Raw genomic sequence first — 25,370 nt, 5'->3', positions numbered from 1 at the left:
GGGCATGACTTCCGCTCCCACGGCCTCCGCAAGCGCCGCGCCTCTCGATCTCAAGCGCATCTCGGCGATCTCTCTCGACCTCGACGACACCCTGTGGCCGATCTGGCCGACCATCGAACGCGCCGAAGCTGTGCTGCATGAATGGCTGTTGCGCGAAGCGCCGAAGACGGCCTCACTGCTCATGACGCCGGGCATTCTGCGCGAACTGCGTGAAGCCACGGCCAAGGAGCGCTCAGACCTCGCGCACGACCTGAGCGCGCTACGACGCGAGTCGATTCGCACCGCGCTCAAGCGAGCGGGAGAAGACCCGGCGCTGGCCGAGCCGGCCTTCGATGCCTTCTTCGCCGAGCGCCAGCGCGTGACGCTGTACGACGACGCGCTGCCCGCGCTGAAGTGGCTCAGCGAACGCTATCCGCTGGTGGCGGTCTCCAACGGCAACGCCGACATCCACAAGACCGGCGTGGGCCGCTGGTTCCGCACCGCCTTCAACGCACGCGCCTTCGGCAGCGGCAAGCCGCACGCGCCGATCTTCCGCGCTGCCGCAGCTTCGGTCGGCCTGCTGCCGAAGGACGTGCTGCACGTGGGCGACGACGCCGAACTCGACGTGGTCGGTGCGCTCAACGCCGGCATGCAGGCCGCGTGGCTGGTGCGCGACGAGCGGCCGTGGGTGCATGGCGCACGGCCGCAGCTGATCGTGCCGAACCTGCACGCGCTGTGCATGGCGCTGGGCGCCTGAGGCACTATTTGAAGACGGGGCGGAAGAAGCTGCGCTCGTAGCTGAGGATGCAGCGGGTTTCTTCCGCGTACTTGAACGCAGCCTGGCACTCCGGGTCTTGCATCGAATCGGCGCGGTACTTTTCGTAGGTGGCCAGGCTGGGAAACGTGAACATTGCCAGCGCAACGTCGTTCGCGCCCTCCGACGGCAAAAAGTAGCCATGGTGTTGGCCGCCGAACTTCTCGACCAGCGGAATCCAGAGCTTGCCGTAGTGCTCGAATTCCTTGAGCTTGTAGGGATCGACGATGTAGCGCAGGTAGCAGGTGACCATGGGTGTCTGTTCCGTGAGGTGGGCTGATGAGGGGTATTGGCGCGGCGTCTGCAGCGATTCGCCGGGCTGACTATAGTTTCCCGTCTGTCTCACCGTCTTGCGGCCTCGCGCCGGGCAGGAACCCCAAAGTGCATTTCTCCAACTGGCTCATCTTCTGCGGCGTCACGCTGCTTGTCGCCTTCACGCCTGGACCGGCGGTGCTGCTCGCGGTCTCGAATTCGATGAGCGTGGGCCCGCGACGCGCAATGATCAGTTCGCTCGGCAATGCAATGGGCCTGTTCATGGTGTCGGCCGCCGCTATGGCCGGGCTGGGCGTGGTGCTCTCCACCTCGGCGCATGCCTTCATGGTGCTGAAGCTGGCCGGCGCGGCCTACCTGATCTACCTGGGCATCAAGCAATGGCGCAGCCAGGGCAGCGTGTTCGCCGACCTGCAGGGCTCGTCGGCAGCGGCCTCGCCGCGTTCGAGCTGGCGCTTGTTCGGGCATGGCCTGACGGTGGCGCTGACCAATCCCAAGGGCATTCTTTTCTTCTCGGCGCTGTTCCCGCAGTTCCTCACGCAGGACGCGCCGCTCGCCATGCAGTTCGCGGTGCTGACGACCACCTTTGCGGCTGCCTCGGTGCTGTCGCATGCGTTCTACGTGCTGCTGGCGCGCCTGCTGCGCAAGCAGCTGTCGGACCCGCGCCGCACGCGGCTGTTCAACAAGCTGTCGGGTGGGGCGTTCGTGTTGCTGGGGCTGAGCCTGCTGCGCTTGCCCAACAAGACGGCCTGATTCTTTTCTTCTTGCTCAGTCGAGCGCGAACTGCTCGCGCAGTGCCGCGCAGAAATCAGCTGTACCGCTGAGCGAGAGGGTGACGGTGTCGAAGCGCGCATCGTCTTCCTGCATCTGCTGCAGGTCGTAGTCCCACATTGCGCCTTCTTCGAGCGCGCCGCGGGCATTGGGGAAGGTGGCTTCGGCCCAGGCGAGCACCTGCGCGATTTCGGCCTGCACCTCGGGCGTCTTGTCGGGCGTGGTGGATGCCATCGCATCGAAGGTGCCGTGGCCTTCGGTATCTTCGCTGTAGTCGAAATCGAGATAGCGCAGTTCGGTCGTCATGAGGTCGCCAATGCTTTCGCGGCTGCCAGTCCGCTGAGTACCGCGCCTTCGAGCGTGGCCGGGTAGGGGCCTTCGATGTAGTCGCCGCAGGCCTGCAGGCCGGGGGCGATGGCCGAAGCGGGTCTCGAAAGTGCGGGCGTGCAGGCGAAGGTGGCGCGCTTCTCGACCACTGTCTGCACGAGCTGCAGGTTTGTCTGGCCCAACTGTGCGGCCGCTTGAGCGACTACCTGTTCTTCCAGCACCTCGCGCGGTGTTTCATTGGCGCTCACGACCATCGCGAGCACGCCTTGCAGGCCGGTGAGCTGGCCGCGGTCGAACGCGAATTGCGCCGGTGCCGTGGCCGGGTTGCTGCGCAGCGCGAGCATCGGTTCTGCAAGTGGTGAGGCGCCGCGCACGTAGATGGTGGCGATGGCTTCGAAGCGCAGGGCTTCAGTGGTGTCGCACCAGGCATCCGCTTGCAGGCCAGACGCACGGACGAGCCGGGCGGCGTCCCACGGCGCGCAGGCCAGCACGACCTGGTCGAAGACTTCATCATCGACGAGCCATTGCCCGGCCTCAGGCGTGACGGCGCGCACGCGGGTGCCGATGCGTGTCACGGCACCATGCTGCGCCAGCCATCGGATCGCCGCGTCGGGAAGCAGCGCGCCCAGGTCGGCACGCGGCAGCAGAAGGTCGGCGCCGCCGCTGCCGCTGAAGAGGGCGTCTTTGAGCACGCGCAGGAAAACTTCACCGCTCGACTGCGCAACGGGCGTGTTGAGGGCCGAGACGCACAGCGGCTCAATCAGCTCCTGCATCACGCGGGGCGTGAGGCCGGTGCACAGGTTTGCGACGGTGGTGCTGGCGGCGCAGCGAAAACCCGAGAGCCGCCAACCGATTGCCGTGCGCAGCAGCGAAGACTTGTCACGCCACGTCCAGCCGCGCGCTGTGAAGATTCCGGCCAGCAGGTCAAGCGGCGCGGGCAGCCGCGGCAGCTTGAGCCCGCCGCCATCGGCGAAGCGCAGCGAGAGCGGCATGCGCAACAGCGCGCTGTCGACATCGACGCCAACGTCGCGCATGAGCTTCAGCGTAGCGGTGTACGCGCCGATCAGGATGTGCTGCCCGTTGTCGAGCGCCAGCCCGTGCATGTTGTCGACCCGCCGCGCGCGGCCGCCCGGCATGTGCGCCGCTTCGAACAGCGTGACGGCATGGCCGAGGCGCGTGGCCTCGACTGCGCAGGCGAGGCCGGCCCAGCCGGCGCCGATGACCGCAATTCTTTTCATTGAAAGTCGCGCGGGAGCAGGATGCGGTCGCTGTAGGGGTCCAGGTCGTTGTCCGGCTTCTCGCAACGGACGAAACACCCATGCGTGAGCAACTCGATGCGCTCGGCCCTTGTCAGCCCGTCTTCGCGCATTCGCAGGCCGCTGTCATTCAAGTCGTATTTGCCGTCTGCGTTGAATAGCAGCTTGTCGCCCAAGATGTAGTCGCGCCTGAACTGCGTGGCCCATTGCGAGTTGGAGCCCCATCCGTCCGCCAGATCCTCCCTGGGGCGGTATTTGCGCCGGTGAGCCCAATAGAGGGTCGACGACGTCGCGATTTCAGGTTGTAGTGCGCCAGACACGCAGGACACGGCGACACCTGCTCGCGAGAACATCATGGGACCGAGCATCAGTGCGGGCCAATCCACCCGTTCGAGATCGATGTAATCCTGGCGGGGGCTGGTTCCGTCTGCTTCGACGACTTCGACGATTTCATGAAAGAAGGGCGAGTAGGCCGGCTCGTCGACCACGCGAAAGCCCAGGCCAGTCATGAACGCGAGGTACTCCGGCATGGTCAAGGCCGGGCCTTCCCAGATGTCGTGTGTTCCCCGTTGAAATGCCATCAACAAGATCTGGTTGATGCGCGAAAGCGCATAGAGGCGCCATGAGTCATCGATTTCAATGGGCTCTGGCGACGTTTGCTGCTCGAACGCGGTCAACCATTCGCGCTCGCCTGCTATCCATGGACTGAGCAGCTCATGGAAAAGGTCAGCTTGGGGGTCTATGCTGAGGATCGCCCTGAACAGACCGACATGCGAAAGCTGGGAAGCATCCATGGAAACCGAAGCTAGATGCGCCCGAGCGCCTGGACCTTCCACGCCAGCCAGAACTTGCGCACCGGCGTCAGGCTCACCCGCTGGTTCAGCACCTGGAAGTTGTCGCGCTCGATCTCGCGCAGCAGCGTGCGATAGATGCTGGCCATCATCAGGCCCGGCTTCTGCGTGCGGCGGTCGGCGAGCGGGAGCAGGGCGAGCGCTTCGTCATACGCCACGTGGGCGCGCGCGGCCTGGAACTTCATCAGCGTGACGAAGCGCTCGGAGTGCACGCGGTTCAGGATCTCGTGCGCCTTCACGTCGAACTTCTGCAGTTCGTTCACCGGCAGGTAGATGCGCCCGCGCAGGGCGTCTTCGCCGACGTCGCGCAGGATGTTGGTGAGCTGCAGTGCCAGGCCCAGCTTGTGGGCGTAGGTGGTGGTTTTCGGATCGGTCTGGCCGAAGATGCGCGCCGCGACTTCGCCGACCACGCCGGCCACCAGGTGGCAGTAGCGTGCGAGGCCGGGAAAGTCGAGGTAGCGGGTCTGGTCCAGGTCCATCTGGCAGCCGTCGATCACTTCGTTGAGCTGGCGCGCCTCGATGCCGTAGGCCGCGGTGTGCGGCATCAGCGCCTGCATGACCGGATGGCGCGGCGTGCCCGCGAAAGACTGGGCTACCTCGGTGCGCCACCAGGCGAGCTTGGTGGCGGCCACGCCGGGGTCGGTGACCTCGTCGACCACGTCGTCGACCTCGCGGCAGAAGGCATAGAAGGCCGTGATCGCGGCGCGGCGCGGCTTGGGAAGGAACAGGAAGGCGTAATAGAAACTGCTGCCCGAGGCGGCGGCCTTGTCTTGCACGTATTGCTCGGGATTCATCGGGGAGGCGCTGCTTTCATGGGCCGCCATTGTCTCCGCATCCGCATGGCCTTCCAGAGCAGCACGGGCGCGTCGGTCTTGCCGATGGTGGGGCGCTGCGAGAAGGTGTCGAAGCCCAGGTCCTCGATCTTGTCGAGGATGCGCAGGCCGCCCTGCACGACGAGGCGCAGCTCCCAGCCGGCGCGGCCGGGCAGGCGGTGCACGAGAGGGGCACCTTCGTGCATGAGTTCGCGGGCCCAGTGCGACACCACTGCTATCAGATTGATAGCTTCCTGCGGCGGCGGGGCGTTCGAGAGCGGCGCAAAGACCTTGAAGTTTTCGCGCGTCATCTTGCGGCGGGCACAGTCGGTCAGCGGAAAGTAGAAGCGGTCGCGCGGCAGGTCGACGCTCGGGTCCTGCCAGAAGTTGATGAGCTGCAGCGCGCTGCAGATGGCGTCGCTCTGCGCCAGCGCCTCGGAGTCGTGCACGCCGTAGAGATGCAGCAACAGGCGGCCGACGGGGTTGGCGGAGCGGCGGCAGTAGTCGAGCAGTTCGGCGCGGTCGGCGTAGGTGCCGCGGTCGCGGGTCTTCTCGATGTCCTGCATGAAGGCGCTCAGCAGGTTGGCGAGCAGGTCTTCGGGCAGGCCGTATTGGGCAATGCTGTGGGCCAGCGGGCCGAATACGTGCGGCCAGCGCGACGACGGGAGCACTTCGCCCCGCGCGGCGGCGGCGAGTTCTTCACGGTAGGCGTGCAGCTCGGCCAGGCGCTCGCCGGGCGAGGCGGTGCCTTCGTCGGCAATGTCGTCGGCGGTGCGCGCGAAGTGGTAAATAGCCGCGATCGGCGGTCGCAGGTGTGGCGGGCACAGCCACGAGGCGACGGGGAAGTTTTCGTAGTGCGCAGGCGGCGCAGCGAGGTGGGGAGTGGCGGACACGCCACGATTGTCAGCGACGATGCAAAGCCCCGGCACTATGCTCGCAGCGTCGCCACTTTGAACTTCTGCTTCATGAAAGCATCCGCTTCGGCTTCCGGGCCCCAGGTTTCAGCGTACGGCGAGGCGGCGCATCCGAAGGGGCCCACGCTCATGATCGCGGCGCTGGGCGTTGTGTTCGGCGACATCGGCACCTCGCCCCTCTACGCCTTCAAGGAAACGATGAACCCCGAGCACGGCGTGCCGTTCTCGCCCGATTCGGTGCTGGGCCTGCTCTCGCTGATCTTCTGGGGGCTGATGTTCGTGGTCACGCTGAAGTACGTGGTGTTCGTGCTGCGCGCCGACCACGACGGCGAGGGCGGCATCCTGGCGTTGCAGGCGCTGGCGCGCAGCGCGGTTGCGGGGCCCAAGACCAAGCCGTGGGTGTGGAGCGTCATCGGCATGCTGGGCCTGGTGGGGGCGGCCATGTTCTACGGCGACAGCCTGATCACGCCGGCCATCTCGGTGCTGTCGGCAGTCGAGGGGCTGGAGGTGCAGGCGCCGGTGCTGCAGCGCGCGGTGATCCCGATCACGGTGGTGATCCTGGTTGCGCTCTTCATGGTGCAGAAGAAGGGCACGGGCGTGGTCGGCAAGATCTTCGGGCCGGTCATGCTGCTTTGGTTCGTTGTGCTGGCGGCAGCCGGGTTGTGGCAGGTGCTGCAGCAGCCCCAGGTGCTGGCGGCGCTGGACCCACGTCGCGCCCTCGGCTTTCTCGTCGAGCATCGGGCGCAGTCGCTGGCGGTGCTGGGCGCGGTGTTCCTGGCGTTCACGGGCGGCGAGGCGCTGTATGCCGACATGGGGCACTTCGGCGCCAAGCCGATTCGCCTGGCGTGGATGTTCATCGCACTGCCGGGGCTGGTGCTGAACTACTTCGGGCAGGGTGCGCTGGTGCTGGCGAACCCGGCGGCCATCGACAACCCGTTCTTCCGGCTCTTTCCCGCGTGGGGCGTGCTGCCGATGGTGGTGCTGGCCGCGATGGCGACGGTGATCGCCTCGCAGGCGGTGATCTCGGGCGCCTTCTCGCTCACGGCGCATGCGATGCGCATGGGCTACCTGCCGCGCATGCGGGTGATACAGACTTCGGGCACGGCCATCGGGCAGATCTACGTGCCGGCCGTCAACTGGCTGCTGATGGTGGGCGTGCTGCTGCTGGTGCTGGGCTTCCGCAGCTCTGGTGCGCTGTCGGCTGCGTACGGCATCGCGGTGTCGATCACGATGGTGACGACCACGCTGCTGGCCGGCATCGTGGCCTGGGGTCTGTGGCGCTGGAACAAGGTGGCGGTGGTGGTCGGCGTGGCGGCCTTCGCGGTGGTCGACCTGACCTTCGTGATCGCCAACAGCCTGAAGGTGGCCGAGGGCGGCTGGCTCACGCTGGCGGTGGCGGCCGTGGTGATGGTGGTCTTCACCACCTGGGCCAAGGGGCGCCGGCTGGGACTGGAGGCCGCTGCGGCCGAGAGCCTGCCGCTGCGCCCATTCGTCGAATCGCTGGCGTTGCACATGCCGCACCGGGTGAGCGGCACGGCGGTGTTCCTGAACCCCGACGCCACTGCGGTGCCGCATGCGCTGCTGCACAACCTCAAGCACAACCAGGTGCTGCACGAGCAGGTGATCGTGCTGCGCGTGCTGCCCTGCGACACACCGCGCGTCGATGCACGCATCCGCATCGAGGCCGAGCAGCTGATGGAAGGCATCTGGATGGTCACGGCGCGCCACGGCTTCATGGAGCGGCCCGACGTGCCCGAGTTCATCCGCATCCTGGCGTACCAGAAGACGTTGGCGATCGATTCGATGAAGACGTCCTACTTCGTCTCGCGCGCCTCGGTCGGCGAGGAAAACCTGCCGGGCATGAACCCGGTCCGGCGTGTGTTGTTCGGCTGGCTGCAGCGCAATGCGGGGCGGGCTTCGGACTACTTCGAGCTGCCTGACAACCGGCTTGTGGAGATGGGTCAACGCACCTAGTGACCGGCGGGTCATTGACAGTAGTTCACGTTTACCCTAAATTACTAACCAGTGGGTCAGTAATGATCCGGTTCGTCCTTTCCAGGGTGTTTCATGACCGCCTCCGCCGTCCTCTCGTCCCGTGTCCGCAGCGCCGCCTGGTTGCTGCTTCCCGCCATTTTTCTGGCCGGCTGTTCGCCGAAACCTGCGGCCGAGGACCCCGTTCGCGCGGTCAAGTTCGTGACCGTCGGGGCGAGCGAATTCGATGCCCAGCCCGAGTTTTCTGCCGAGGTGCGCGCGCGTGTCGAATCGCGCCTTGGCTTCCGCGTGGCGGGCAAGATCACCAAGCGCCAGGCCGAACTCGGCCAGCATGTGCAGGCCGGCCAGGTGCTGGCCCAGCTCGATCCGCAGGACTACCGCCTCGCCGCTGAAGCCGCACGTGCCCAGCAGGCCGCCGCGCTGACCAATCGCGACCTCGCGGCCGCCGACCTCAAGCGCTACGCCGAACTGCGGGCGCAGAACTTCATCAGCGGCGCCGAACTGGAGCGCCGCGAGACCACCTGGAAGGCCGCGCAGGCCCAGCTCGAGCAGGCCCAGGCGCAACTCGCCTCGCAGGGCAACCAGGCCAACTACACGACGCTGGTGGCCGACGTGGCCGGCATCATCACTGCCATCGAGGCAGAACCGGGCCAGGTGGTGCAGGCCGGCACGCCGGTCGTTCGCATTGCGCAGGACGGCGCGCGCGACGTGGTGTTCGCGGTGCCTGAAGACCGCGCCACGCTGATCAAGGCCGGCTCGCCTGTCACGGTACGTGGCTGGTCGGGCGGCAACGAACTGGAGGGCCAGGTGCGCGAAGTGGCAGCCAGCGCCGACGCGGTGACGCGCACCTACTCGGTCAAGGTCGCCATCGACGCGGCCACCTCTCCGCCGCTCGGCGCCACGGTCTATGCGCGTCCGCAGGCGCTCGCGCACGGCACCACCACGGTGATGAAGCTGCCGACCAGCGCGCTGCGCCAGGAAGGCAAGGGCTCGGCCGTATGGGTGCTCGACAAGTCGACCATGACGGTGCGCTCACAGACCGTGCAAGTAGCCACGGCCGACGGCAATGAGGCCGTGATCGCCGGCGGCATCGCGCCCGGCATGATGGTCGTGGCCGCTGGCGTGCACGTGCTGTCGCCGGGGCAGAAGGTCACCATCTACCAGTCCAAGGAGGCGGCAGCGGCCGCCGCCAATGCCGGTGCGAAGGAATCGGCGCAGCCCGTCGCGGCTGTCGCTGCGACGAACAAGGAGATCGCAGCGGGTGCCGGCAAATGAGCGGCGGCGCAGCGACTCCCACTGAAAAGCCCGCCGGCTTCAACCTCTCCAAATGGGCGCTGGACCACGCGCCCCTCACGCGCTACCTGATGGTGGTGCTGATGGTGCTGGGCGCCTTCGCGTACTTCCAGCTCGGCCAGGACGAAGATCCGCCCTTCACCTTCCGTGCGATGGTCGTGCGCACCTACTGGCCCGGCGCCACCGCGCAGCAGGTGGCCGAGCAGGTCACCGACAAGCTCGAGCGCACGCTGCAGGAAGCGCCGTACGCCGACAAGATCCGCAGCTACTCGAAGCCGGGTGAGTCGCAGATCATCTTCAACATCAAGGACTCGTCGAAGTCCACCGAGGTCGCGAACGTCTGGTACACGGTGCGCAAGAAGATCGGCGACATGCGCGCCACCTTGCCCGCCGGCGTGCAGGGGCCGTTCTTCAATGACGATTTCGGCGATGTCTACGGCGTGATCTACGCGCTGGAGAGCGACGGCTTCAGCTACGCCGAGCTCAAGACGCTGGCCGACGACGTGCGCCAGCAGCTGCTGCGCGTGAAGGACGTGGCCAAGGTCGACCAGTTCGGCGTGCAGGACGAGAAGGTCTACATCGAGATCTCGCAGAAGCGCCTGGCGCAGCTGGGGCTCGACTTCAACGCGGTGCTGGCGCAGCTCGGTTCGCAGAACGCGATCGAGAGCGCGGGCACGATCCAGTCGCCGCAGGACGTGGTGCAGGTGCGCGTCGCGGGCCAGTTCACCAGCGTCGACCAACTGCGCGAGATGCCCATTCGCGGCAGCTCGGGCAACCAGATCAAGCTCGGCGACATTGCGGACATCCACCGCGGCTACATCGATCCGCCGTCGGTCAAGATGCACCACCAGGGCAAGGAAGTGATCGGCCTGGGCGTGTCGATGGCCAAGGGCGGCGACATCATCGCGCTGGGCAAGGCGCTGAAGGCCACCACCGCGACCATCGACCAGCGCCTGCCGGCCGGCGTCAAGCTGGCGCAGGTGCAAGACCAGCCGGTGTCGGTGGCGAGCTCGGTCAACGAATTCGTCGGCGTGCTGATCGAGGCCGTGGCCATCGTGCTGGCCGTGAGCATCATCTCGCTCGGCCTGCACAAGGGCGGGCGCTTCGGCTGGTACATCGACATGCGCCCGGGGCTGGTGGTGGCAATCACCATTCCGCTGGTGCTGGCCGTGACCTTCCTGGCGATGAACTACTTCGGCATCGGGCTGCACAAGATATCGCTGGGGTCGCTCATCATCGCGCTCGGCCTGCTGGTGGACGACGCGATCATCGCGGTCGAGATGATGGTGCGGAAGATGGAAGAGGGCTACGACAAGGTCCGCGCCGCCACCTTCGCCTACGACGTGACGGCCAAGCCGATGCTCACGGGCACGCTTATCACTGCGGCGGGTTTCCTGCCGATCGGCATCGCCAAGTCGGTGACGGGCGAATACACCTTCGCGATCTTCGCGGTGACGGTGATCGCGCTGGTGCTGTCGTGGATCGTCTCGGTGTACTTCGTGCCGTACCTCGGCACGCTGCTGCTCAAGGTGAAGCCGCACGACCCCGATGCACCGCCGCACGAGCTGTTCGACACACCGTTCTACAACGTCTTCCGCCGCACGGTGAACTGGTGCGTGCAGCACCGCTGGATGACCATCGGCGCCACGATTCTGATCTTTGCGCTCGGCATCGTCGGCATGGGCAAGGTGCAGCAGCAGTTCTTCCCCGATTCGAGCCGGCCCGAGATCCTGGTCGACCTCTGGTTTCCTGAAGGCACCTCCTTCGCCGCCAACGAAGAAGTGGCCAAGCGCGTCGAGCAGCGCGTGATGCAGGAGGCCGGCGTGAAGACGGTCAGCACCTGGATCGGCTCCGGCGTGCCGCGCTTCTACCTGCCGCTGGACCAGGTGTTCCCGCAGACAAACGTGTCGCAGCTGATCGTGCTCGCCAAGGACCTGAAGGTGCGCGAGACGCTGCGCATCAAGCTGCCGCTGGTGCTGGCGCAGGAGTTTCCCGAGGTGCGCGGCCGCGTCAAGCTGCTGCCCAACGGGCCGCCGGTGCCGTACCCGGTGCAGTTCCGCGTGATCGGCCCCGACCCGGCGTTGCTGCGCGGCCATGCCGACGAAGTGAAGGCCGTGCTGCGCGACAACGCCAACATGCGCGGCGTGAACGACAACTGGAACGAGTCGGTGAAGGTGATCCGCCTCGAGATCGACCAGGCCAAGGCGCGCGCGCTCGGCGTGACGAGCCAAGCCATCGCGCAGGCCTCCAAGACCATGTTCAGCGGCACCACCGTGGGCCAGTACCGCGAGAACGACCTGCTGATCGACATCGTGCTGCGCCAGGCGCCCGACGAGCGCCAGGCTATCTCGGACATCGGCAACGCCTACATCCCGACGACCTCGGGCCGTTCGATTCCGCTCACGCAGATCGCCAAGCCGGTGTTCACCTGGGAGCCGGGCGTGATGTGGCGCGAGAACCGCGACTACGCCATCACCGTGCAGGGCGACGTGGTCGAAGGCCTGCAGGGCGCGACCGTGACGGCGCAGCTGCTGCCGAAGCTGCGCGAGCTAGAAGCCGGCTGGGTGGCGGCCGGGCAGGGCGGCTACCGCATCGAGGTGGCGGGCGCGGTGGAGGAGAGCAGCAAGGGCTCGGCCTCGATCGTGGCCGGCGTGCCGATCATGCTGTTCCTGGTGTTCACGCTGCTGATGCTGCAGCTGCACAGTTTCAGCCGCTCGCTGCTGGTGTTCATCACCGGGCCTATGGGCATTGCCGGTGTGGCTGGCGCGCTGCTGGTGCTGAACCGGCCCTTCGGCTTCGTGGCGCTGCTGGGCGTGATCGCGCTGATGGGCATGATCCAGCGCAATGCGGTGATCCTGATCGACCAGATCGAGCTCGACCGCGCGGCGGGCGTGCCGGCGTGGGACGCGATCGTGGAGTCGGCGGTGCGGCGGCTGCGTCCGATCGTGCTGACGGCCGCGGCGGCGGTGCTGGCGATGATCCCGCTGTCGCGCAGCGTGTTCTGGGGGCCGATGGCGGTGGCCATCATGGGCGGCCTGATCGTCGCGACGGTGCTGACGCTGCTGGCCTTGCCGGCAATGTATGCAGCGGCATTTCGTGTGAAGCGGGAGCCGAAAGAGGCGCCGATTAGCGTTTAAAATCGAAAGTTGACCGATTTCAAGCGGATGGTCTTTGGCCCATGGGCTTCCATGGTGCAAAGGGACCGTCCGCTTTTGCATTCACCTGAAAGATTGGCACTGCGCGGGTGGCGAAATTGGTAGACGCACCAGGTTTAGGTCCTGACGTTCGCAAGAACGTGCCGGTTCGAGTCCGGCCCCGCGCACCAGCCCTGCTATGTAGCCCGTCTATCGAGCAGTGAAAAAGCCCCGTTTCGCAAGGAACGGGGCTTTTTCTTTTCTGCCTTCTACCAATCGCTGCTGCTACCGCTGTCGCTGCTTCCGCTGTCACTGCTGCTGTCGGAACTGCTGCTGCTCGAGTCGTCCCACGAGCTCGTGTCCTTGATGCCGAAGTCGTTGTCCACGAAGCTGCGGTCGGGTTGCTGGTCCGGCTCCGGGTCGGACGAGGGCCAGAGGCTGCGGCCCATGCTGGCGTTGCCGTGACTGTCGCGGTGGTTGTTGAAGATGTTGACGGTGCTGCCCCTGTGGTCGTCGGAGCGGTCGTTCAGCAGGTGGCGCAGCACTTCGCCCGCGACCACCGCGCCGACACCTGCCACGGCCCCGGCCGCCAGCGCTCCACCGATGCCCGGGCCCTGGCCGGCTGCTGCGGGAGCCGAGGCGGGGTACTCCCGGTCTTCGTCGGCCCTGCTATAGCCCATCGACGAATCGCTGGTGGGCCTGGAGAACCGTGGCGCGCCAGCGGCGGCAGGCGCATCAAAGGTGGTGGCGCGCCTGCGCCGCTGGAAGACGAGGTAGGCGACGATGAAAAGGGCCACGATGCCGATCGGTGTCCAGGGGATTGGTCCGGACGACGACGCCGTATCTGCCTTCTCGGGTGAAGCGGCTGGCGCGGCGACCGGGCTGGGCACGGGCGGCGGTGGCTCGGCCTTGATCTCGGCCGGCTTCTCGAGCTTGCGTTCGAGCTTGGCGACCGAGTCGGCCTTCGCGAACTTGAGGCCCGGTGACAGCTCCTTGGCCTGGGACAGTTCGTCCCTGGCGTCGTCGAGCTTGCCGTTCATCGCGAGGAGTTCGGCGTGAACGTAGTGGGCCTTCGCGCTGTTGGGATGGTTCTTCAGCACCTTCGCGATCATCGCGTCGGCTTCCGCCATCCTGCCGCCGTTCGCCGCTTCGTAGATCTGCTGGATGGTCGGCTCTTTCGTCGCCGGCGCGCCCGCTGTCTTGGCCAGCGCGGGCGAAGGCATGCCGAATGCGAGGATCAGGGTGAAGGCGAGGGCGGCGAACAGTCGCTGTAGGGGCATGGGCATTCCTGTGGGCAATGGCGAATCGCAGCCACTGTAAAGGCGATGGAGGCGAAATCTCCGCGTGCAGACCCCCGGCCCGGCCAAAAGGGGTGTCTCCAGCCGATTAGAATCGCGGGTTGCCCAGTTTTGCGCGCGGCACGCGTGTGCCTCCGCTTAAATCCCGCTAGCGCGTGTAAGTCCTTGATCTGTATTGATAAAAAGATGCAGGCCCCGCGCACCAGCCCCCTCACAAGGAAGACATCATGACCGTGAACGTTGAAACTCTCGAGAAGCTCGAACGCAAGATCACGCTGACCCTGCCGGTCGGCACCATTCAGTCCGAAGTCGATTCGCGCCTCAAGAAGCTCGCGCGCACCGTCAAGATGGACGGCTTCCGTCCCGGCAAGGTGCCGATGAACGTCGTGGCCCAGCGCTATGGCTACTCGGTGCACTACGAAGTCATGAACGACAAGGTCGGCGAGGCCTTCTCGCAAGCCGCCAACGAAGCCAAGCTGCGCGTTGCCGGCCAGCCCCGCATCACTGAAAAAGAAGACGCACCCGAAGGCGAACTGGCCTTCGACGCAGTCTTCGAAGTGTTCCCCGAAGTCAAGATCAACGACCTGTCCGGCGCCGAAGTCGAGAAGCTCTCGGCCGAAGTGGGCGACGACGCGATCGACAAGACGCTCGACATCCTGCGCAAGCAACGCCGCACCTTCGCCCAGCGCGCGCAAGACGCTGTTGCGCAAGACGACGACCGCGTGACCGTCGACTTCGAAGGCAAGATCGACGGCGAGCCCTTCCAGGGCGGCAAGGCCGAAGACTTCCAGTTCGTCGTCGGCGAAGGCCAGATGCTGAAGGAATTCGAAGACGCCGTGCGCGGCATGAAGGCTGGCGACAGCCGCACCTTCCCGCTGTCGTTCCCGGCCGACTACCACGGCAAGGACGTGGCCGGCAAGCAAGCCGACTTCATGGTCACCCTGAAGAAGATCGAAGCCTCGCACCTGCCCGAAGTCAACGAACAGCTCGCCAAGTCGCTCGGCATCGCCGAAGCCACGGTCGAAGGCCTGCGCGCCGACATCAAGCGCAACCTCGAGCGCGAAGTGAAGTTCCGCCTGCTGGCCCGCAACAAGAACGCCGTGATGGACGCCCTGGTGGCCAATGCCGAGCTCGACCTGCCGAACGCCAGCGTGCAGTCGGAAGTCAACCGCATGGTCGAAGGCGCCCGCGCCGAACTCAAGCAGCGCGGCATCAAGGACGCCGACAAGGCCCCGATTCCCGACGAAGTGTTCCGCCCGCAAGCCGAGCGCCGTGTGCGCCTGGGCCTCGTGGTGGCCGAGCTGGTGCGTGCCAACAACCTGCAGGCCAAGCCCGAGCAGATCAAGGCCCACATCGACGAGCTGGCCGCCAGCTACGAAAAGCCGGCCGACGTGGTGCGCTGGTACTTCAGCGACAACAACCGCCTGGCCGAAGTCGAAGCCGTTGTCATCGAGAACAACGTGACCGATTTCGTCCTGGGCAAGGCCAAGGTCAACGAAAAGTCGGTGTCGTTCGACGAGCTGATGGCGCAACAGCAAGGCTGATTTCCGCCGCCGCCCGCTACGCCAATGGGGCTTGTGCTTTGCGGCACGAGCCCCATTTCACTCTGGCGTACAGTGCAAACAGCAGTGAACGATCCCATCTTCCGGAGAGAAAATTCATGATCGCAAACGAAATTCAAGGCCTCGGCATGGTTCCGATGGTCATCGAGCAGTCGGGCCGCGGCGAGCGGTCTTATGACATCTATTCGCGTCTCCTCAAGGAACGCATCATTTTCCTGGTGGGCGAGGTCAACGACCAGACGGCCAATCTCGTGGTGGCCCAGCTGCTGTTCCTCGAGAGCGAAAACCCGGACAAGGACATCTCGTTCTACATCAACTCCCCGGGCGGCAGCGTGAGCGCCGGCATGGCGATCTACGACACCATGCAGTTCATCAAGCCCGACGTGTCGACCATGTGCCTCGGTTTTGCGGCCAGCATGGGCGCCTTCCTGCTGGCGGCCGGCGAGAAGGGAAAGCGTTTCTCGCTGCCCAACTCGAAGATCATGATCCACCAGGTGCTGGGCGGCGCACGCGGCCAGGCGACCGACATCGAGATCCATGCGCGCGACATCCTGCGCACCAAGGACCAGATGAATCGCATCCTGGCCGAGCGCACCGGCCAGCCGCTGGAAAAGGTCAAAGCCGACACCGAGCGCGACTATTTCCTCACGGCTGACGAGGCCAAGGAATACGGTCTGGTGGACCAGGTCGTCGCCAAGCGCGGTTAAAGCTGCGGGGCGCCGGTGGCGCCAAATGGCAAAAAACGGCGTTTTCCACACGGGAAACGCCGTTTTTGTTTAGTTATCATTGTGCATACCCTGTCACGAGGCAAAAGTCCATGGCCGATAAAAAAGGCTCTTCCAGCGAAAAAACGCTTTATTGCTCGTTCTGCGGCAAGAGCCAGCACGAGGTCAAGAAGCTGATCGCGGGCCCTTCGGTCTTCATCTGCGACGAGTGCATCGACCTTTGCAACGAGATCATCCGCGACGAGCTCCCGGCGGGCGAAGAAGCGCGTGAAGCACGCAGCGATCTGCCGACTCCGCTGGAGATCAAGACCAATCTCGACAACTACGTGATCGGCCAGGAGCCGGCCAAGCGCATGCTGTCGGTGGCGGTCTACAACCACTACAAGCGCCTGCGCCACAAGGAAAAGGCCAAGGGCGACGACGTCGAGCTCAGCAAGAGCAACATCCTGCTGATCGGCCCCACGGGCTCGGGCAAGACGCTGCTGGCTCAAACGCTCGCGCGCATGCTCGACGTGCCTTTCGTCATGGCCGACGCCACCACGCTGACCGAAGCCGGCTACGTGGGCGAAGACGTCGAGAACATCATCCAGAAGCTGCTGCAGAGCTGCAACTACGAAGTCGAACGCGCCCAGCGCGGCATCGTCTACATCGACGAAATCGACAAGATCTCGCGCAAGTCCGACAACCCCTCGATCACCCGTGACGTGTCGGGCGAGGGCGTGCAGCAGGCCTTGCTGAAGCTCATCGAAGGCACGATGGCCAGCGTGCCGCCGCAAGGCGGGCGCAAGCACCCGAATCAAGACTTCCTGCAGATCGACACGACGAACATCCTGTTCATCTGCGGCGGTGCGTTCGCGGGCCTCGAGAAGGTCATCGAAAACCGCACCGAGGCCTCGGGCATTGGCTTCGGCGCCGCGGTCAAGAGCAAGGCCCAACGTAGCATCACCGAGGTGTTCCGCGAAGTCGAACCCGAAGACCTGATCAAGTTCGGCCTGATCCCCGAACTCGTGGGCCGCATGCCCGTGGTCGCATCGCTCGCGGAACTCAGCGAGGATGCGCTGGTCCAGATCCTGACCGAGCCCAAGAATGCCGTGGTGAAGCAGTTCACCAAGCTGCTGCAGATGGAAGGCGTGGACCTCGAGATTCGCCCTGCGGCGCTCAAGGCGATTGCACGCAAGGCCCTGGCCCGCAAGACCGGTGCACGCGGTTTGCGCTCGATCCTTGAACAGTCGCTGATCGACACCATGTTCGAATTGCCGAACGCGACCAATGTCGACAAGGTGGTGGTCGAGGAATCGACCATCGACGAAAACAAGCCCCCGCTGCTCGTGTACCGCGAAGCGGCGAAAAAGGCCTAAAGCCAAAGACGCGAAGGATCTGCATGTCTGGCCATACCCCTCTGCCTCCCGAGGCCCTCGACCTGCCGCTGCTGCCGCTGCGCGACGTCGTGGTGTTTCCCCACATGGTGATCCCGCTCTTCGTGGGTCGCCCCAAGAGCATCAAGGCGCTCGAGCTGGCCATGGAGGCGGAGCGCCGCATCATGCTGGTGGCCCAGAAGGCCGCTGCCAAGGACGAGCCCTCCGTCGAGGACATGTTCGAGGTCGGCTGCGTCTCGACCATCCTGCAGATGCTCAAGCTGCCCGACGGCACGGTGAAGGTGCTGGTCGAAGGCCAGCAGCGCGCACGCGTGAACCGCATCGACGACGGCGAGACGCACTTCTCGGCCAACGTGACGCCCGTCGAGGCGCCCGAAGGCGGCGAGAAGGGTACCGAGGTCGAGGCGCTGCGCCGCGCGGTGATGCAGCAGTTCGACCAGTACGTCAAGCTGAACAAGAAGATTCCGCCCGAGATCCTGACCTCGATCTCGAGCATCGACGATCCGGGCCGCCTTGCGGACACCATCGCAGCGCACCTGCCGCTCAAGCTCGACAACAAGCAGGCCGTGCTCGACCTCGACGACGTCAAGGCGCGCCTGGAGAACCTGTTCGGCCAGCTCGAGCGCGAAGTCGACATCCTCAACGTCGACAAGAAGATCCGTGGCCGCGTGAAGCGCCAGATGGAAAAGAACCAGCGCGACTTCTACCTCAACGAGCAGGTCAAGGCCATCCAGAAGGAGCTCGGCGAAGGCGAAGAGGGCGCGGACATCGAGGAGATCGAGAAGAAGATCAAGCTCGCGAAGATGTCGAAGGAAGGCCTGAAGAAGGCCGAGGGCGAGCTCAAGAAGCTCAAACTGATGTCGCCCATGTCGGCCGAAGCCACGGTGGTGCGCAACTACATCGACGTGCTCATCGGCCTGCCGTGGAGCAAGAAGACCAAGATCAAGCACGATCTGGCCAATGCCGAGGCCGTGCTCAATGCCGACCACTACGGCCTCGAGAAGGTCAAGGACCGCATCCTCGAATATCTCGCGGTGCAGCAACGCGTCGACAAGGTCAAGGCGCCGATCCTGTGCCTCGTGGGACCTCCAGGCGTGGGCAAGACTTCGCTGGGGCAGTCGATCGCCAAGGCGACCGGCCGCAAGTACACCCGCATGGCGCTGGGCGGCATGCGCGACGAAGCCGAGATCCGCGGCCACCGTCGCACCTATATCGGCGCACTGCCGGGCAAGGTGTTGCAGGGCCTGAGCAAGATCGGCACGCGCAATCCGCTGTTCCTGCTCGACGAAATCGACAAGCTGGGCACGGACTTCCGCGGCGACCCTTCGAGCGCGCTGCTCGAAGTGCTCGACCCCGAGCAGAACCACACCTTCGGCGACCACTACGTGGAGGTCGACTTCGACCTGAGCGACGTGATGTTCGTCGCCACCTCGAATTCGATGAACATTCCGCCGGCGCTGCTGGACCGCATGGAAGTCATCCGCCTCTCGGGCTACACCGAGGACGAGAAGACGCACATCGCGATCAAGTACCTGCTGCCGAAGCAGTTGAAGAACAACGGCGTCAAGGAAGAAGAACTCCTCGTCACCGAAGAGGCCGTGCGCGACATCGTGCGCTACTACACGCGTGAAGCGGGTGTGCGTTCGCTCGAGCGTGAACTGTCCAAGATCTGCCGCAAGGTGGTGAAGGGCCTGCTGCTCAAGCAGTTCACGCCCAAGGTCACGGTCGACGGCACGAATCTCAACGAGTTCCTTGGCGTGCGCAAGTACAGCTTCGGCCTCGCAGAGAAGCAGAACCAGGTCGGCCAGGTGGTTGGCCTCGCATGGACCGAAGTCGGCGGCGACCTGCTGACGATCGAAGCCGTGACCATGCCCGGCAAGGGCGTGATCAGCCGCACCGGTTCGCTGGGCGACGTGATGAAGGAATCGGTCGAGGCCGCGCGCACGGTGGTGCGCAGCCGCTCGCGCCGCCTGGGCATCAAGGACGAGGCGTTCGAGAAGCGCGACATTCACATCCACGTGCCCGATGGCGCTACGCCGAAGGACGGCCCGAGCGCGGGCGCGGCGATGACGACGGCCTTCGTGTCGGCACTTACGGGCATCCCCGTGCGCAGCGACGTCGCGATGACCGGCGAGATCACGCTGCGCGGCGAGGTGACGGCCATCGGCGGCCTGAAGGAAAAGCTGCTGGCCGCGCTGCGCGGCGGCATCAAGACCGTGCTGATTCCGGAAGAGAACGCCAAGGACCTGCAGGAGATTCCCGAGAACGTGAAGAACGGCCTCGAGATCGTGCCTGTGAAGTGGATCGACAAGGTGCTCGAGATCGCTCTCGAGAAAATGCCCGAACCGCTGTCCGACGAAGAGGTGGCTGCATCTGCGGCTGCAGTGGCAGAACTGGCCAAGCAGCGCGCAGGGGCGCCAGCTTCGGAAGGCTCGGTCAAGCACTGACCGGTTGATCGCAAAACTTGTGGAGCCTCGAAAAACTGGTATATAATTCGAGGCTCGAAACGCGGGAATAGCTCAGTTGGTAGAGCGCAACCTTGCCAAGGTTGAGGTCGAGAGTTCGAGACTCTTTTCCCGCTCCAGTTTTGAAAAAGGGAAGCAACAGCTTCCCTTTTTTTCGCTAGTTCGATTTCGTATTTCTGCGTGGCGCGATAGCAAAGCGGTTATGCAACGGATTGCAAATCCGTCTAGCCCGGTTCGACTCCGGGTCGCGCCTCCACTCTCTCGGTTCAACCAGATTCGACCCCGACTATCAAGCCCCGCCAACCCACGTTGCCGGGGCTTGTTTTGTTTGGGTTATCGTCGATGTTCAACCTGACGCCCGGATGGTGAAATTGGTAGACACATCGGACTTAAAATCCGCCGCTTCCTTAATCGGGGCATACGGGTTCGACCCCCGTTCCGGGTACCAAACTTACAAGGGAGCATTCGATGCCTCGCTACAACGCTCCATTTGAGATCCATGTGCACGGCGACGTGCCGCTGCGTTCGGACGTCACCTTCGACCAGATCCAGGAAGCGCTCAAGCCGCTCTGGAAGTACGCTGGTGCCAAGTCGCTGGCCGACGGTGCAACCAGCACCTATGAAGAAGAGCCCGGCATCCGCTTCGAGCAGAAGGACCACACGCTGCAGATGTGCTGGACCGTGCCCGGCGACGAAGATTTCCGCCAGGCGCTCGACGAGATGTGCATGGGCCTGAACGAGCTCTCCGAACGCGGCGCAGCCATCGAGGTCACCTTCTACGACACCGACTTCGACGAGGAAGAGGGCGACCCCGAAGAAGAATCGCGCGACGACTTCCTGATGCTGTTCGTCGGCCCGAACCCGGCCGCGATCATGCAGGTGCAACGCGACCTACTGGTGGAAGACGTCGTCAACCTCATGGAACGCCACTTCGACGGCGCCGAGCTGGGTGGCGTGGTCTCCGAGATCGACCGCCTCTTCAGCGATCGTTTCGACGCGCTGGTGAACTCGCTCGAAATCGGCAAGCGCCCGCGCGGCACCGGTGGCCCGGGCAGTGGCGGCAGCGGTGGTGGCCATGGCGGCGGTCGCCGTCCGCGTCACCTGCACTAAGCAACCCCACGCCCTGGTCCAAGGCCAAGGCCGCATGGCCCTGTTTCCCGCCTCCGCGCTGCGCCCGGGCGTTCGCAAGCGCGAGGTGTTCGGCTGGGCGATGTACGACTTCGCCAACTCGGGCTACACCACGGTCGTCATAACAGCCGTGTTCGCTGCCTACTTCGTGGGTGGTATTGCCAAGGGCGCGCCGTGGGCCGCCTTCGCGTGGACAGCGGCGCTCAGTACCTCCTACGCAATCGTGATGCTCACGATGCCCGCCATCGGCGCCTGGGCCGACTTGCGCGCGGCCAAGAAGCGGGTACTCGTCTTCGCGACCATTGGCTGCGTCTTCGCGACAGCGGCGCTTGCCATCACGCCGGGTTTTTCGGGTGCATCCGGTGTCGCGCTGGCGATGGCGCTGGTGATCGTCTCCAACGCCTTCTATTCCTACGGCGAGTCCCTCACGGGCGCCTTCCTGCCCGAACTGGCCACGGCCGAGGGAATGGGCAAGGTCAGCGGGTGGGGCTGGGCCTTCGGCTACGTCGGCGGCATGCTGGCGCTGGGCATCTGCCTGGCCTATGTGTTGTGGTCGCAATCGAAGGGCTTGCCGGCGGCGCATTTCGTGCCGGTGACGATGCTGATCACGGCAGTCATCTACGGTGGGGCCGCCTGCGTCACTTTCGTGTTGCTGCCCGAGCGCGCAAAGCCCCAGGCGGCCCGCGCGGAGCAGGGAGGTGCATGGCGGCAACTGCGCGCCACATATCGGCAGGCCCGGGCCTATCGCGACTTCATGTGGCTGCTGGCCTGCACGGTCTGCTACCAGGGCGGCGTGGCCGTGGCCATCACGCTTGCGGCGATCTACGCGGAGCAGGTGATCGGCTTCGTCGCGAGCGAAACCATGGTGCTGATCTTCGTGCTCAACATCGCGGCTGCGCTTGGCGCTTTCAGTTTCGGCTACATCCAGGACCGCACCGGCCACAAGGTCTCGCTGGCCGGCACGCTGGTCGCGTGGATCGCGGTCTGCGTGATCGCCGCGCTGGTGACGACCAAGGGCGGCTTCTGGTGGGCCGCCGCCATCGCAGGGCTCTCGATGGGATCGAGTCAATCGGCCGGTCGCGCCATGACGGGCTATCTGGCGCCGCCGCAACAGCTCGCGGAGTTCTTCGGGCTCTGGACCTTCGCGACGCGGCTGGCGAGCATCGTCGGCCCGCTGAGCTTCGGCGCCATCACGTGGATGACCGGCGGCAACCAGCGCATCGCGATCTTGTCGACCGCGGTGCTGTTCGTGGCGGGGCTTTTGCTGCTGCTGCCAATCAACATGCAGCGCGGCCGGCAAGCCGCGCTGCGTGCCTAGCCAACAATCAAGGCAGCTTGTCGCCGAACAGGCTGTCGTTGGTCAGCGGATAGCCGACTTCCGGTGCGTAGCGCTTGATCCAGTTCGCCGGGTCCTTCACGCGGGCAGCAAAGGCTGCCAGGTCCGAGCGGTCGAGCGAGCCGTTGTAGATCGCGTTGGTCTGGTTGGCGGGCAGCACCGTGAAGCTGATGCCTGTGCCGGCCGTCGTGACTGCGTCGGGGATGGTGCCCGCAGCACCGCCCAGCGTGATGGTCGCGAGGTGGTTGCCGACAGCGGTGATCTGTCCCGCCTGGCCGTTGCCCAGTCCGGCGATGGTGCCACCCGCGATGGCGTAGATGGTTTCCGATTTGCCGATGCCGCCCGGCGATCCGAGCGTGAAGCCCTTGTCCGCAATCGGATTGCCGGTGACGTCGGTCTGGATGGTCACGATGGTGCCAGCCGGCAGGTTCTGGTCCGCAGTCCAGAAGAATGCTGTTTCGTTGGTGATGCCGGCGAATTCGGTCGTGCCCGCCTTGCGGTCGCGGTCGGTGAACAGCACTTGCGTGCCACCGTTCACGGCCTTCAGCAGTACGAAGGCATAAGCGTCGGGCGCTTCGGCATTGGCTGCCATGAAGAGCAGGTCGCCGGCCACCAGCGGTGTGGCGCCGGCAGTGGTCGTGAAGCTCAGCTTCGTCGTATCGGAAATGCCTGCGAAGGCGTTGCCGGCCGCGTCGGTGATGGCATTGGCATCCACCGTGATGTAGTAGCCGGTGCTCAGCTCGAGCGGGGCCGTCGGCACCAGCTTCAGCACGTTGAAGGCCACCTGCAGGCGCGCGGCGGGGCTGTTGGTGTGGAAGGTCTCGATCACGCTGCCGTCGGCCTTGTGCAGCACGATGCTGCCCGAGCCCAGGCGCACGGCCTCGTTGAACGACAGCGTGATCGACGTGTCGAGGTTGACGCCCACGCGACCGGCCGCCGGCATTGACTTCTGCAGCTTCGGCGCGGCGGTGTCGACCCACGGCTTGCCGAGGCGCACGACGAAGCCGTCGAATTTCTGGTCGACGGCGGGCAGGTCTTTCGAGGCCGTCTTGCCGTCCCACTTGGTGTCGCCGTTGTCGAGCAGCAGTTGCACCTGCGTGCCGGCCGTCACGGGGCCAGGCACTTCGACGGTGGATTCGAAACTGCCGCCGGTTTCCTTGCGCAGCGCATCGAGGTCGTTCGACAGTTCCACCGGCGCGCTGTTCGGGTTGCCGTCCCATGCGAACAGGGCGAAGTTGCGGTCCACCTCGGGTACGGCGGCGCCAGCCGGGCCAGCGACGATCAGGTACTTGCCGTCGGTGCCCTTGTCGATGGAGCGGATGCCGCGGCCGCCCAGCTCCAGCTCGATGGGGGCGCCGAAGGTGGCTTGCGTGGTGGTGCCCGCCATCAGCGCGGCGTAGTTCTGCAGCGGCACGATCAATGCCTTGGCGCGTACTTGAGTGCCCGTCTGCGGAGCGCGAAAGCCGAGCCACAGGGCGGTGTCGCCCGGTGCGCTGGTCATGCCCTCGATGGAGAAGCCGTCGACGCGCTCGGGCACGATGCCGGCCGCGGCAGACACGGCAAAACCGAAGTGGTTGACGCCGAGCCCATGGAGGTTGCCCGTGTCCCAGGCGATCAGCTGCGCTTCGAGCAGCGAGAACTGGCCGACATAGTCGAAGGCGGTGGCGGCGCCCGTGCCGCTGACCTTGACTGCGAAGAGGTGCGAGCGGTCGGCGGCTGCGTCGGCGCCGTCCTTCTTGTTGCTGTTGGAGCCGGTGAAGTACAGCGTGTCTCCGATGCGCGTGCCGGCCTCCAGGTCGAGCTCCTTGGCCAGCTTCGGGCCTTCGAGCTCGTAGCTCCATTCCTTCACCGCGGCACCGCCGCCGCGCGGGTAGACGCGCAGCACGTTGGCCTCATCGTCCGCCACGATCATGAAGTTGTCGGGCAGCGCGATGGCGGTCGATGCGTCGGACGATCCCTTGGTGGTGCCCGCATTGGGCGTGAACCGTGCCTTCGACACGAACTGGTCGGGCTCCGGCTGTGCGGCGGGCGGCTGGGCCGGTGGCGGCGCAGTGCTGGTGGGCGGAATGAATCCGCTGAAGCCGCCTGAATTGTTACCACCGCCGCAGGCGCCCAGCAGCAACGCGAGTGCGCTGGCGAGCAACAGGGGCTTGAAGGGGATGCGGGTCTGGGAGGGTGAAGTCATTGTGCGCGGTAGTTCTTTTGGCTAAACCGCGCATCCTGTTACCTTAGTGTGACGGCTCGGTGAAAAACCGGCCGTGGGTCAGGCGCCCGTCAGGGCGTCTGTTGTCGCAGCGACTTCGGCACCTTGAAGCGCTCCCCGTCGTAGCGCAGCGTGACCGTGTCGAACTTCGCGGGCAGTGCCTTTTCCACGCAGCCCTGGTCTTCCTGCTCCTGCGCACGGCTCTGCAGCAGCGTGCGCGACAGCTGCAGATCGGCAAAGCCGTTGCTGCTGCCCTTGCCGACCGACAGCATGGTGCGCAGCTTCTCGAAGTGGCCGGTGCAAGTGGAGTCCCACCCGCCGTGGTCGTGGTCGAGCTCGATCTCCTGCAGCACTTGGCGCAACTGCTTGCCATGGTGCACGTAGAGCCGCACGGTTTCGCTGGCCAGGGGGCTGCCGGGCGCGTTGCTGCCCCGGTAGCGCACGCGCAGGCCGAAGGCGCGGGCCTCGGGCGACAGCACGTAGCGCGAGGTGTCGATGCGGATGTCCTGGATCGACGTGGTGGCGTCTTCGTCGAGTGCCTCGGGCTGCACGAGCCGGCCGATGACGGTGTCGCGATCGGTGTTGCCGTTGTCGGGGCGCTGGATCAGCAGGATTTCCAGGTCGAAAACCTTGGCGCCCCGGTCGGTGGTTTCGCGCGGCATCGGCAGCACGACGATGCTGCGTCCGGGAAAGGCCGGCCAGACCTTGCAGGCCGCGAGCCGCTCGTCGAGCGGGCGATTGGGATGCAGCTTGGCGTGCATGCGTTCGGCAAGGCCGCTCTCGCAGGCCGCGTGGCTCAGGCCGGCGGCCGAGAGGCACAGGAGGAGGGCGGCGTGGCGCAGGAGACGCATGACTCGGACCAGG

General features: G+C 65.4%; 20 protein-coding genes and 4 tRNA genes. 15 read left to right on the top strand and 9 right to left on the bottom strand.

Going from position 1 to position 25,370, the window contains the following annotated elements; all coding sequences use genetic code 11:
* Positions 1–4: 4 nt before the first annotated feature.
* The gene (locus ACN9MV_RS18540; RefSeq protein ID WP_426388911.1) at positions 5–736 is read left to right on the top strand and encodes an HAD family hydrolase; all 732 of its coding nucleotides are present in this window, start codon (positions 5–7) and stop codon (positions 734–736) included.
* A 4-nt stretch (positions 737–740) separates the two neighbouring features.
* Here the strand turns inward: ACN9MV_RS18540 and ACN9MV_RS18535 are convergent, their stop codons facing one another.
* Positions 741–1,046: an NIPSNAP family protein gene (locus tag ACN9MV_RS18535; protein ID WP_426388909.1), complete on the bottom strand. Its 306-nt coding sequence runs from the start codon at positions 1,044–1,046 to the stop codon at positions 741–743.
* A gap of 128 nt (positions 1,047–1,174) precedes the next feature.
* On the opposite strand from ACN9MV_RS18535, the gene ACN9MV_RS18530 reads away from it, so the two are divergent.
* The gene (locus tag ACN9MV_RS18530) at positions 1,175–1,816 is read left to right on the top strand and encodes a LysE family translocator (RefSeq protein ID WP_426388907.1); all 642 of its coding nucleotides are present in this window, start codon (positions 1,175–1,177) and stop codon (positions 1,814–1,816) included.
* A 15-nt stretch (positions 1,817–1,831) separates the two neighbouring features.
* Here ACN9MV_RS18530 and ACN9MV_RS18525 read toward each other — a convergent pair whose 3' ends face one another.
* From ACN9MV_RS18525 to hpnC, 5 genes are read right to left on the bottom strand one after another with little or no spacing between them, the layout of a single operon-like run.
* Complete coding sequence (locus ACN9MV_RS18525; protein ID WP_426388905.1) at positions 1,832–2,140, bottom strand: hypothetical protein; 309 nt, start codon at positions 2,138–2,140, stop codon at positions 1,832–1,834.
* Positions 2,137–3,399 carry a hydroxysqualene dehydroxylase HpnE gene (gene hpnE, locus ACN9MV_RS18520; protein WP_426388903.1) on the bottom strand — a complete coding sequence of 421 codons (1,263 nt, stop codon included), beginning with the start codon at positions 3,397–3,399 and terminating at the stop codon, positions 2,137–2,139. The genes ACN9MV_RS18525 and hpnE overlap by 4 nt, the downstream gene beginning before the upstream one ends.
* Entirely contained in the window at positions 3,396–4,211 is an 816-nt protein-coding gene (locus ACN9MV_RS18515) for a hypothetical protein (RefSeq protein WP_426388901.1), read from the bottom strand. Before ACN9MV_RS18515 ends, hpnE begins: the two co-directional genes overlap by 4 nt.
* A gap of 11 nt (positions 4,212–4,222) precedes the next feature.
* Positions 4,223–5,062, bottom strand: coding sequence for a presqualene diphosphate synthase HpnD (hpnD, locus tag ACN9MV_RS18510; protein WP_426388899.1), 840 nt, complete (start codon positions 5,060–5,062; stop codon positions 4,223–4,225).
* Entirely contained in the window at positions 5,059–5,973 is a 915-nt protein-coding gene (hpnC, locus tag ACN9MV_RS18505) for a squalene synthase HpnC (RefSeq protein WP_426388897.1), read from the bottom strand. Before hpnC ends, hpnD begins: the two co-directional genes overlap by 4 nt.
* Before the next feature lie 150 nt (positions 5,974–6,123).
* Between hpnC and ACN9MV_RS18500 the strand changes: the two genes are divergently transcribed.
* The 4 genes from ACN9MV_RS18500 to ACN9MV_RS18485 all read left to right on the top strand — a co-directional run bounded on the left by ACN9MV_RS18500 (position 6,124) and on the right by ACN9MV_RS18485 (position 12,604).
* Positions 6,124–7,968: a potassium transporter Kup gene (locus ACN9MV_RS18500; protein ID WP_093073747.1), complete on the top strand. Its 1,845-nt coding sequence runs from the start codon at positions 6,124–6,126 to the stop codon at positions 7,966–7,968.
* A gap of 93 nt (positions 7,969–8,061) precedes the next feature.
* A complete protein-coding gene (locus ACN9MV_RS18495; protein ID WP_093073749.1) occupies positions 8,062–9,261 on the top strand; it encodes an efflux RND transporter periplasmic adaptor subunit in 1,200 nt (399 codons plus the stop codon).
* Positions 9,258–12,416: an efflux RND transporter permease subunit gene (locus ACN9MV_RS18490; RefSeq protein ID WP_093056451.1), complete on the top strand. Its 3,159-nt coding sequence runs from the start codon at positions 9,258–9,260 to the stop codon at positions 12,414–12,416. Before ACN9MV_RS18495 ends, ACN9MV_RS18490 begins: the two co-directional genes overlap by 4 nt.
* A 101-nt stretch (positions 12,417–12,517) precedes the next feature.
* Positions 12,518–12,604 (top strand) — tRNA-Leu (locus ACN9MV_RS18485).
* 78 nt (positions 12,605–12,682) lie between these two features.
* On the opposite strand, the gene ACN9MV_RS18480 is transcribed toward ACN9MV_RS18485, so the two are convergent.
* A complete protein-coding gene (locus ACN9MV_RS18480) occupies positions 12,683–13,693 on the bottom strand; it encodes a tetratricopeptide repeat protein (RefSeq protein WP_426388894.1) in 1,011 nt (336 codons plus the stop codon).
* A 245-nt stretch (positions 13,694–13,938) separates the two neighbouring features.
* On the opposite strand from ACN9MV_RS18480, the gene tig reads away from it, so the two are divergent.
* From tig to ACN9MV_RS18435, 9 genes are all read left to right on the top strand, one after another.
* A complete protein-coding gene (gene tig / locus ACN9MV_RS18475; protein WP_093056453.1) occupies positions 13,939–15,255 on the top strand; it encodes a trigger factor in 1,317 nt (438 codons plus the stop codon).
* 116 nt (positions 15,256–15,371) lie between these two features.
* The gene (clpP, locus tag ACN9MV_RS18470; RefSeq protein WP_093056454.1) at positions 15,372–15,980 is read left to right on the top strand and encodes an ATP-dependent Clp endopeptidase proteolytic subunit ClpP; all 609 of its coding nucleotides are present in this window, start codon (positions 15,372–15,374) and stop codon (positions 15,978–15,980) included.
* Positions 15,981–16,090: 110 nt separating this feature from the next.
* Positions 16,091–17,356, top strand: a complete 1,266-nt coding sequence (clpX, locus tag ACN9MV_RS18465) for an ATP-dependent Clp protease ATP-binding subunit ClpX (RefSeq protein WP_007829783.1) — start codon at positions 16,091–16,093, stop codon at positions 17,354–17,356.
* Between the two features lie 23 nt (positions 17,357–17,379).
* Positions 17,380–19,821 carry an endopeptidase La gene (gene lon / locus ACN9MV_RS18460; RefSeq protein ID WP_093056455.1) on the top strand — a complete coding sequence of 814 codons (2,442 nt, stop codon included), beginning with the start codon at positions 17,380–17,382 and terminating at the stop codon, positions 19,819–19,821.
* A gap of 61 nt (positions 19,822–19,882) precedes the next feature.
* A tRNA-Gly gene (locus ACN9MV_RS18455) sits at positions 19,883–19,958 on the top strand.
* A 63-nt stretch (positions 19,959–20,021) separates the two neighbouring features.
* Positions 20,022–20,095, top strand: a tRNA-Cys gene (locus ACN9MV_RS18450).
* Positions 20,096–20,195: 100 nt separating this feature from the next.
* A tRNA-Leu gene (locus ACN9MV_RS18445) sits at positions 20,196–20,287 on the top strand.
* 20 nt (positions 20,288–20,307) lie between these two features.
* Positions 20,308–20,949, top strand: a complete 642-nt coding sequence (locus tag ACN9MV_RS18440; protein ID WP_093056456.1) for a DUF6806 family protein — start codon at positions 20,308–20,310, stop codon at positions 20,947–20,949.
* Positions 20,950–20,983: 34 nt separating this feature from the next.
* Positions 20,984–22,285 carry an MFS transporter gene (locus tag ACN9MV_RS18435; protein ID WP_426388890.1) on the top strand — a complete coding sequence of 434 codons (1,302 nt, stop codon included), beginning with the start codon at positions 20,984–20,986 and terminating at the stop codon, positions 22,283–22,285.
* A gap of 7 nt (positions 22,286–22,292) precedes the next feature.
* On the opposite strand, the gene ACN9MV_RS18430 is transcribed toward ACN9MV_RS18435, so the two are convergent.
* Entirely contained in the window at positions 22,293–24,488 is a 2,196-nt protein-coding gene (locus ACN9MV_RS18430) for an Ig-like domain-containing protein (RefSeq protein ID WP_426388888.1), read from the bottom strand.
* Between the two features lie 89 nt (positions 24,489–24,577).
* On the bottom strand, positions 24,578–25,357 hold the full coding sequence (locus ACN9MV_RS18425) for a hypothetical protein (protein ID WP_093175852.1): 780 nt from the start codon (positions 25,355–25,357) through the stop codon (positions 24,578–24,580).
* Positions 25,358–25,370 lie beyond the last annotated feature (13 nt).

The organism is Variovorax sp. R-27, assembly GCF_049913215.1.
Lineage (GTDB): Bacteria > Pseudomonadota > Gammaproteobacteria > Burkholderiales > Burkholderiaceae_C > Variovorax.
Note: the sequence above shows the minus strand (reverse complement) of the source record. Positions and strands in the feature narration are given on the sequence as shown.

Coding starts and splice junctions, on each gene's coding strand:
- ACN9MV_RS18540 (WP_426388911.1), top strand. CDS start 5: ATGACTTCCGCTCCCACGGCCTCCGCAAGCGCCGCGCCTCTCGATCTC.
- ACN9MV_RS18535 (WP_426388909.1), bottom strand. CDS start 1,046: ATGGTCACCTGCTACCTGCGCTACATCGTCGATCCCTACAAGCTCAAG.
- ACN9MV_RS18525 (WP_426388905.1), bottom strand. CDS start 2,140: ATGACGACCGAACTGCGCTATCTCGATTTCGACTACAGCGAAGATACC.
- hpnE (WP_426388903.1), bottom strand. CDS start 3,399: ATGAAAAGAATTGCGGTCATCGGCGCCGGCTGGGCCGGCCTCGCCTGC.
- ACN9MV_RS18515 (WP_426388901.1), bottom strand. CDS start 4,211: ATGGATGCTTCCCAGCTTTCGCATGTCGGTCTGTTCAGGGCGATCCTC.
- hpnD (WP_426388899.1), bottom strand. CDS start 5,062: ATGAATCCCGAGCAATACGTGCAAGACAAGGCCGCCGCCTCGGGCAGC.
- ACN9MV_RS18500 (WP_093073747.1), top strand. CDS start 6,124: ATGATCGCGGCGCTGGGCGTTGTGTTCGGCGACATCGGCACCTCGCCC.
- ACN9MV_RS18495 (WP_093073749.1), top strand. CDS start 8,062: ATGACCGCCTCCGCCGTCCTCTCGTCCCGTGTCCGCAGCGCCGCCTGG.
- ACN9MV_RS18490 (WP_093056451.1), top strand. CDS start 9,258: ATGAGCGGCGGCGCAGCGACTCCCACTGAAAAGCCCGCCGGCTTCAAC.
- ACN9MV_RS18480 (WP_426388894.1), bottom strand. CDS start 13,693: ATGCCCCTACAGCGACTGTTCGCCGCCCTCGCCTTCACCCTGATCCTC.
- tig (WP_093056453.1), top strand. CDS start 13,939: ATGACCGTGAACGTTGAAACTCTCGAGAAGCTCGAACGCAAGATCACG.
- clpP (WP_093056454.1), top strand. CDS start 15,372: ATGATCGCAAACGAAATTCAAGGCCTCGGCATGGTTCCGATGGTCATC.
- clpX (WP_007829783.1), top strand. CDS start 16,091: ATGGCCGATAAAAAAGGCTCTTCCAGCGAAAAAACGCTTTATTGCTCG.
- lon (WP_093056455.1), top strand. CDS start 17,380: ATGTCTGGCCATACCCCTCTGCCTCCCGAGGCCCTCGACCTGCCGCTG.
- ACN9MV_RS18440 (WP_093056456.1), top strand. CDS start 20,308: ATGCCTCGCTACAACGCTCCATTTGAGATCCATGTGCACGGCGACGTG.
- ACN9MV_RS18435 (WP_426388890.1), top strand. CDS start 20,984: ATGGCCCTGTTTCCCGCCTCCGCGCTGCGCCCGGGCGTTCGCAAGCGC.
- ACN9MV_RS18430 (WP_426388888.1), bottom strand. CDS start 24,488: ATGACTTCACCCTCCCAGACCCGCATCCCCTTCAAGCCCCTGTTGCTC.
- ACN9MV_RS18425 (WP_093175852.1), bottom strand. CDS start 25,357: ATGCGTCTCCTGCGCCACGCCGCCCTCCTCCTGTGCCTCTCGGCCGCC.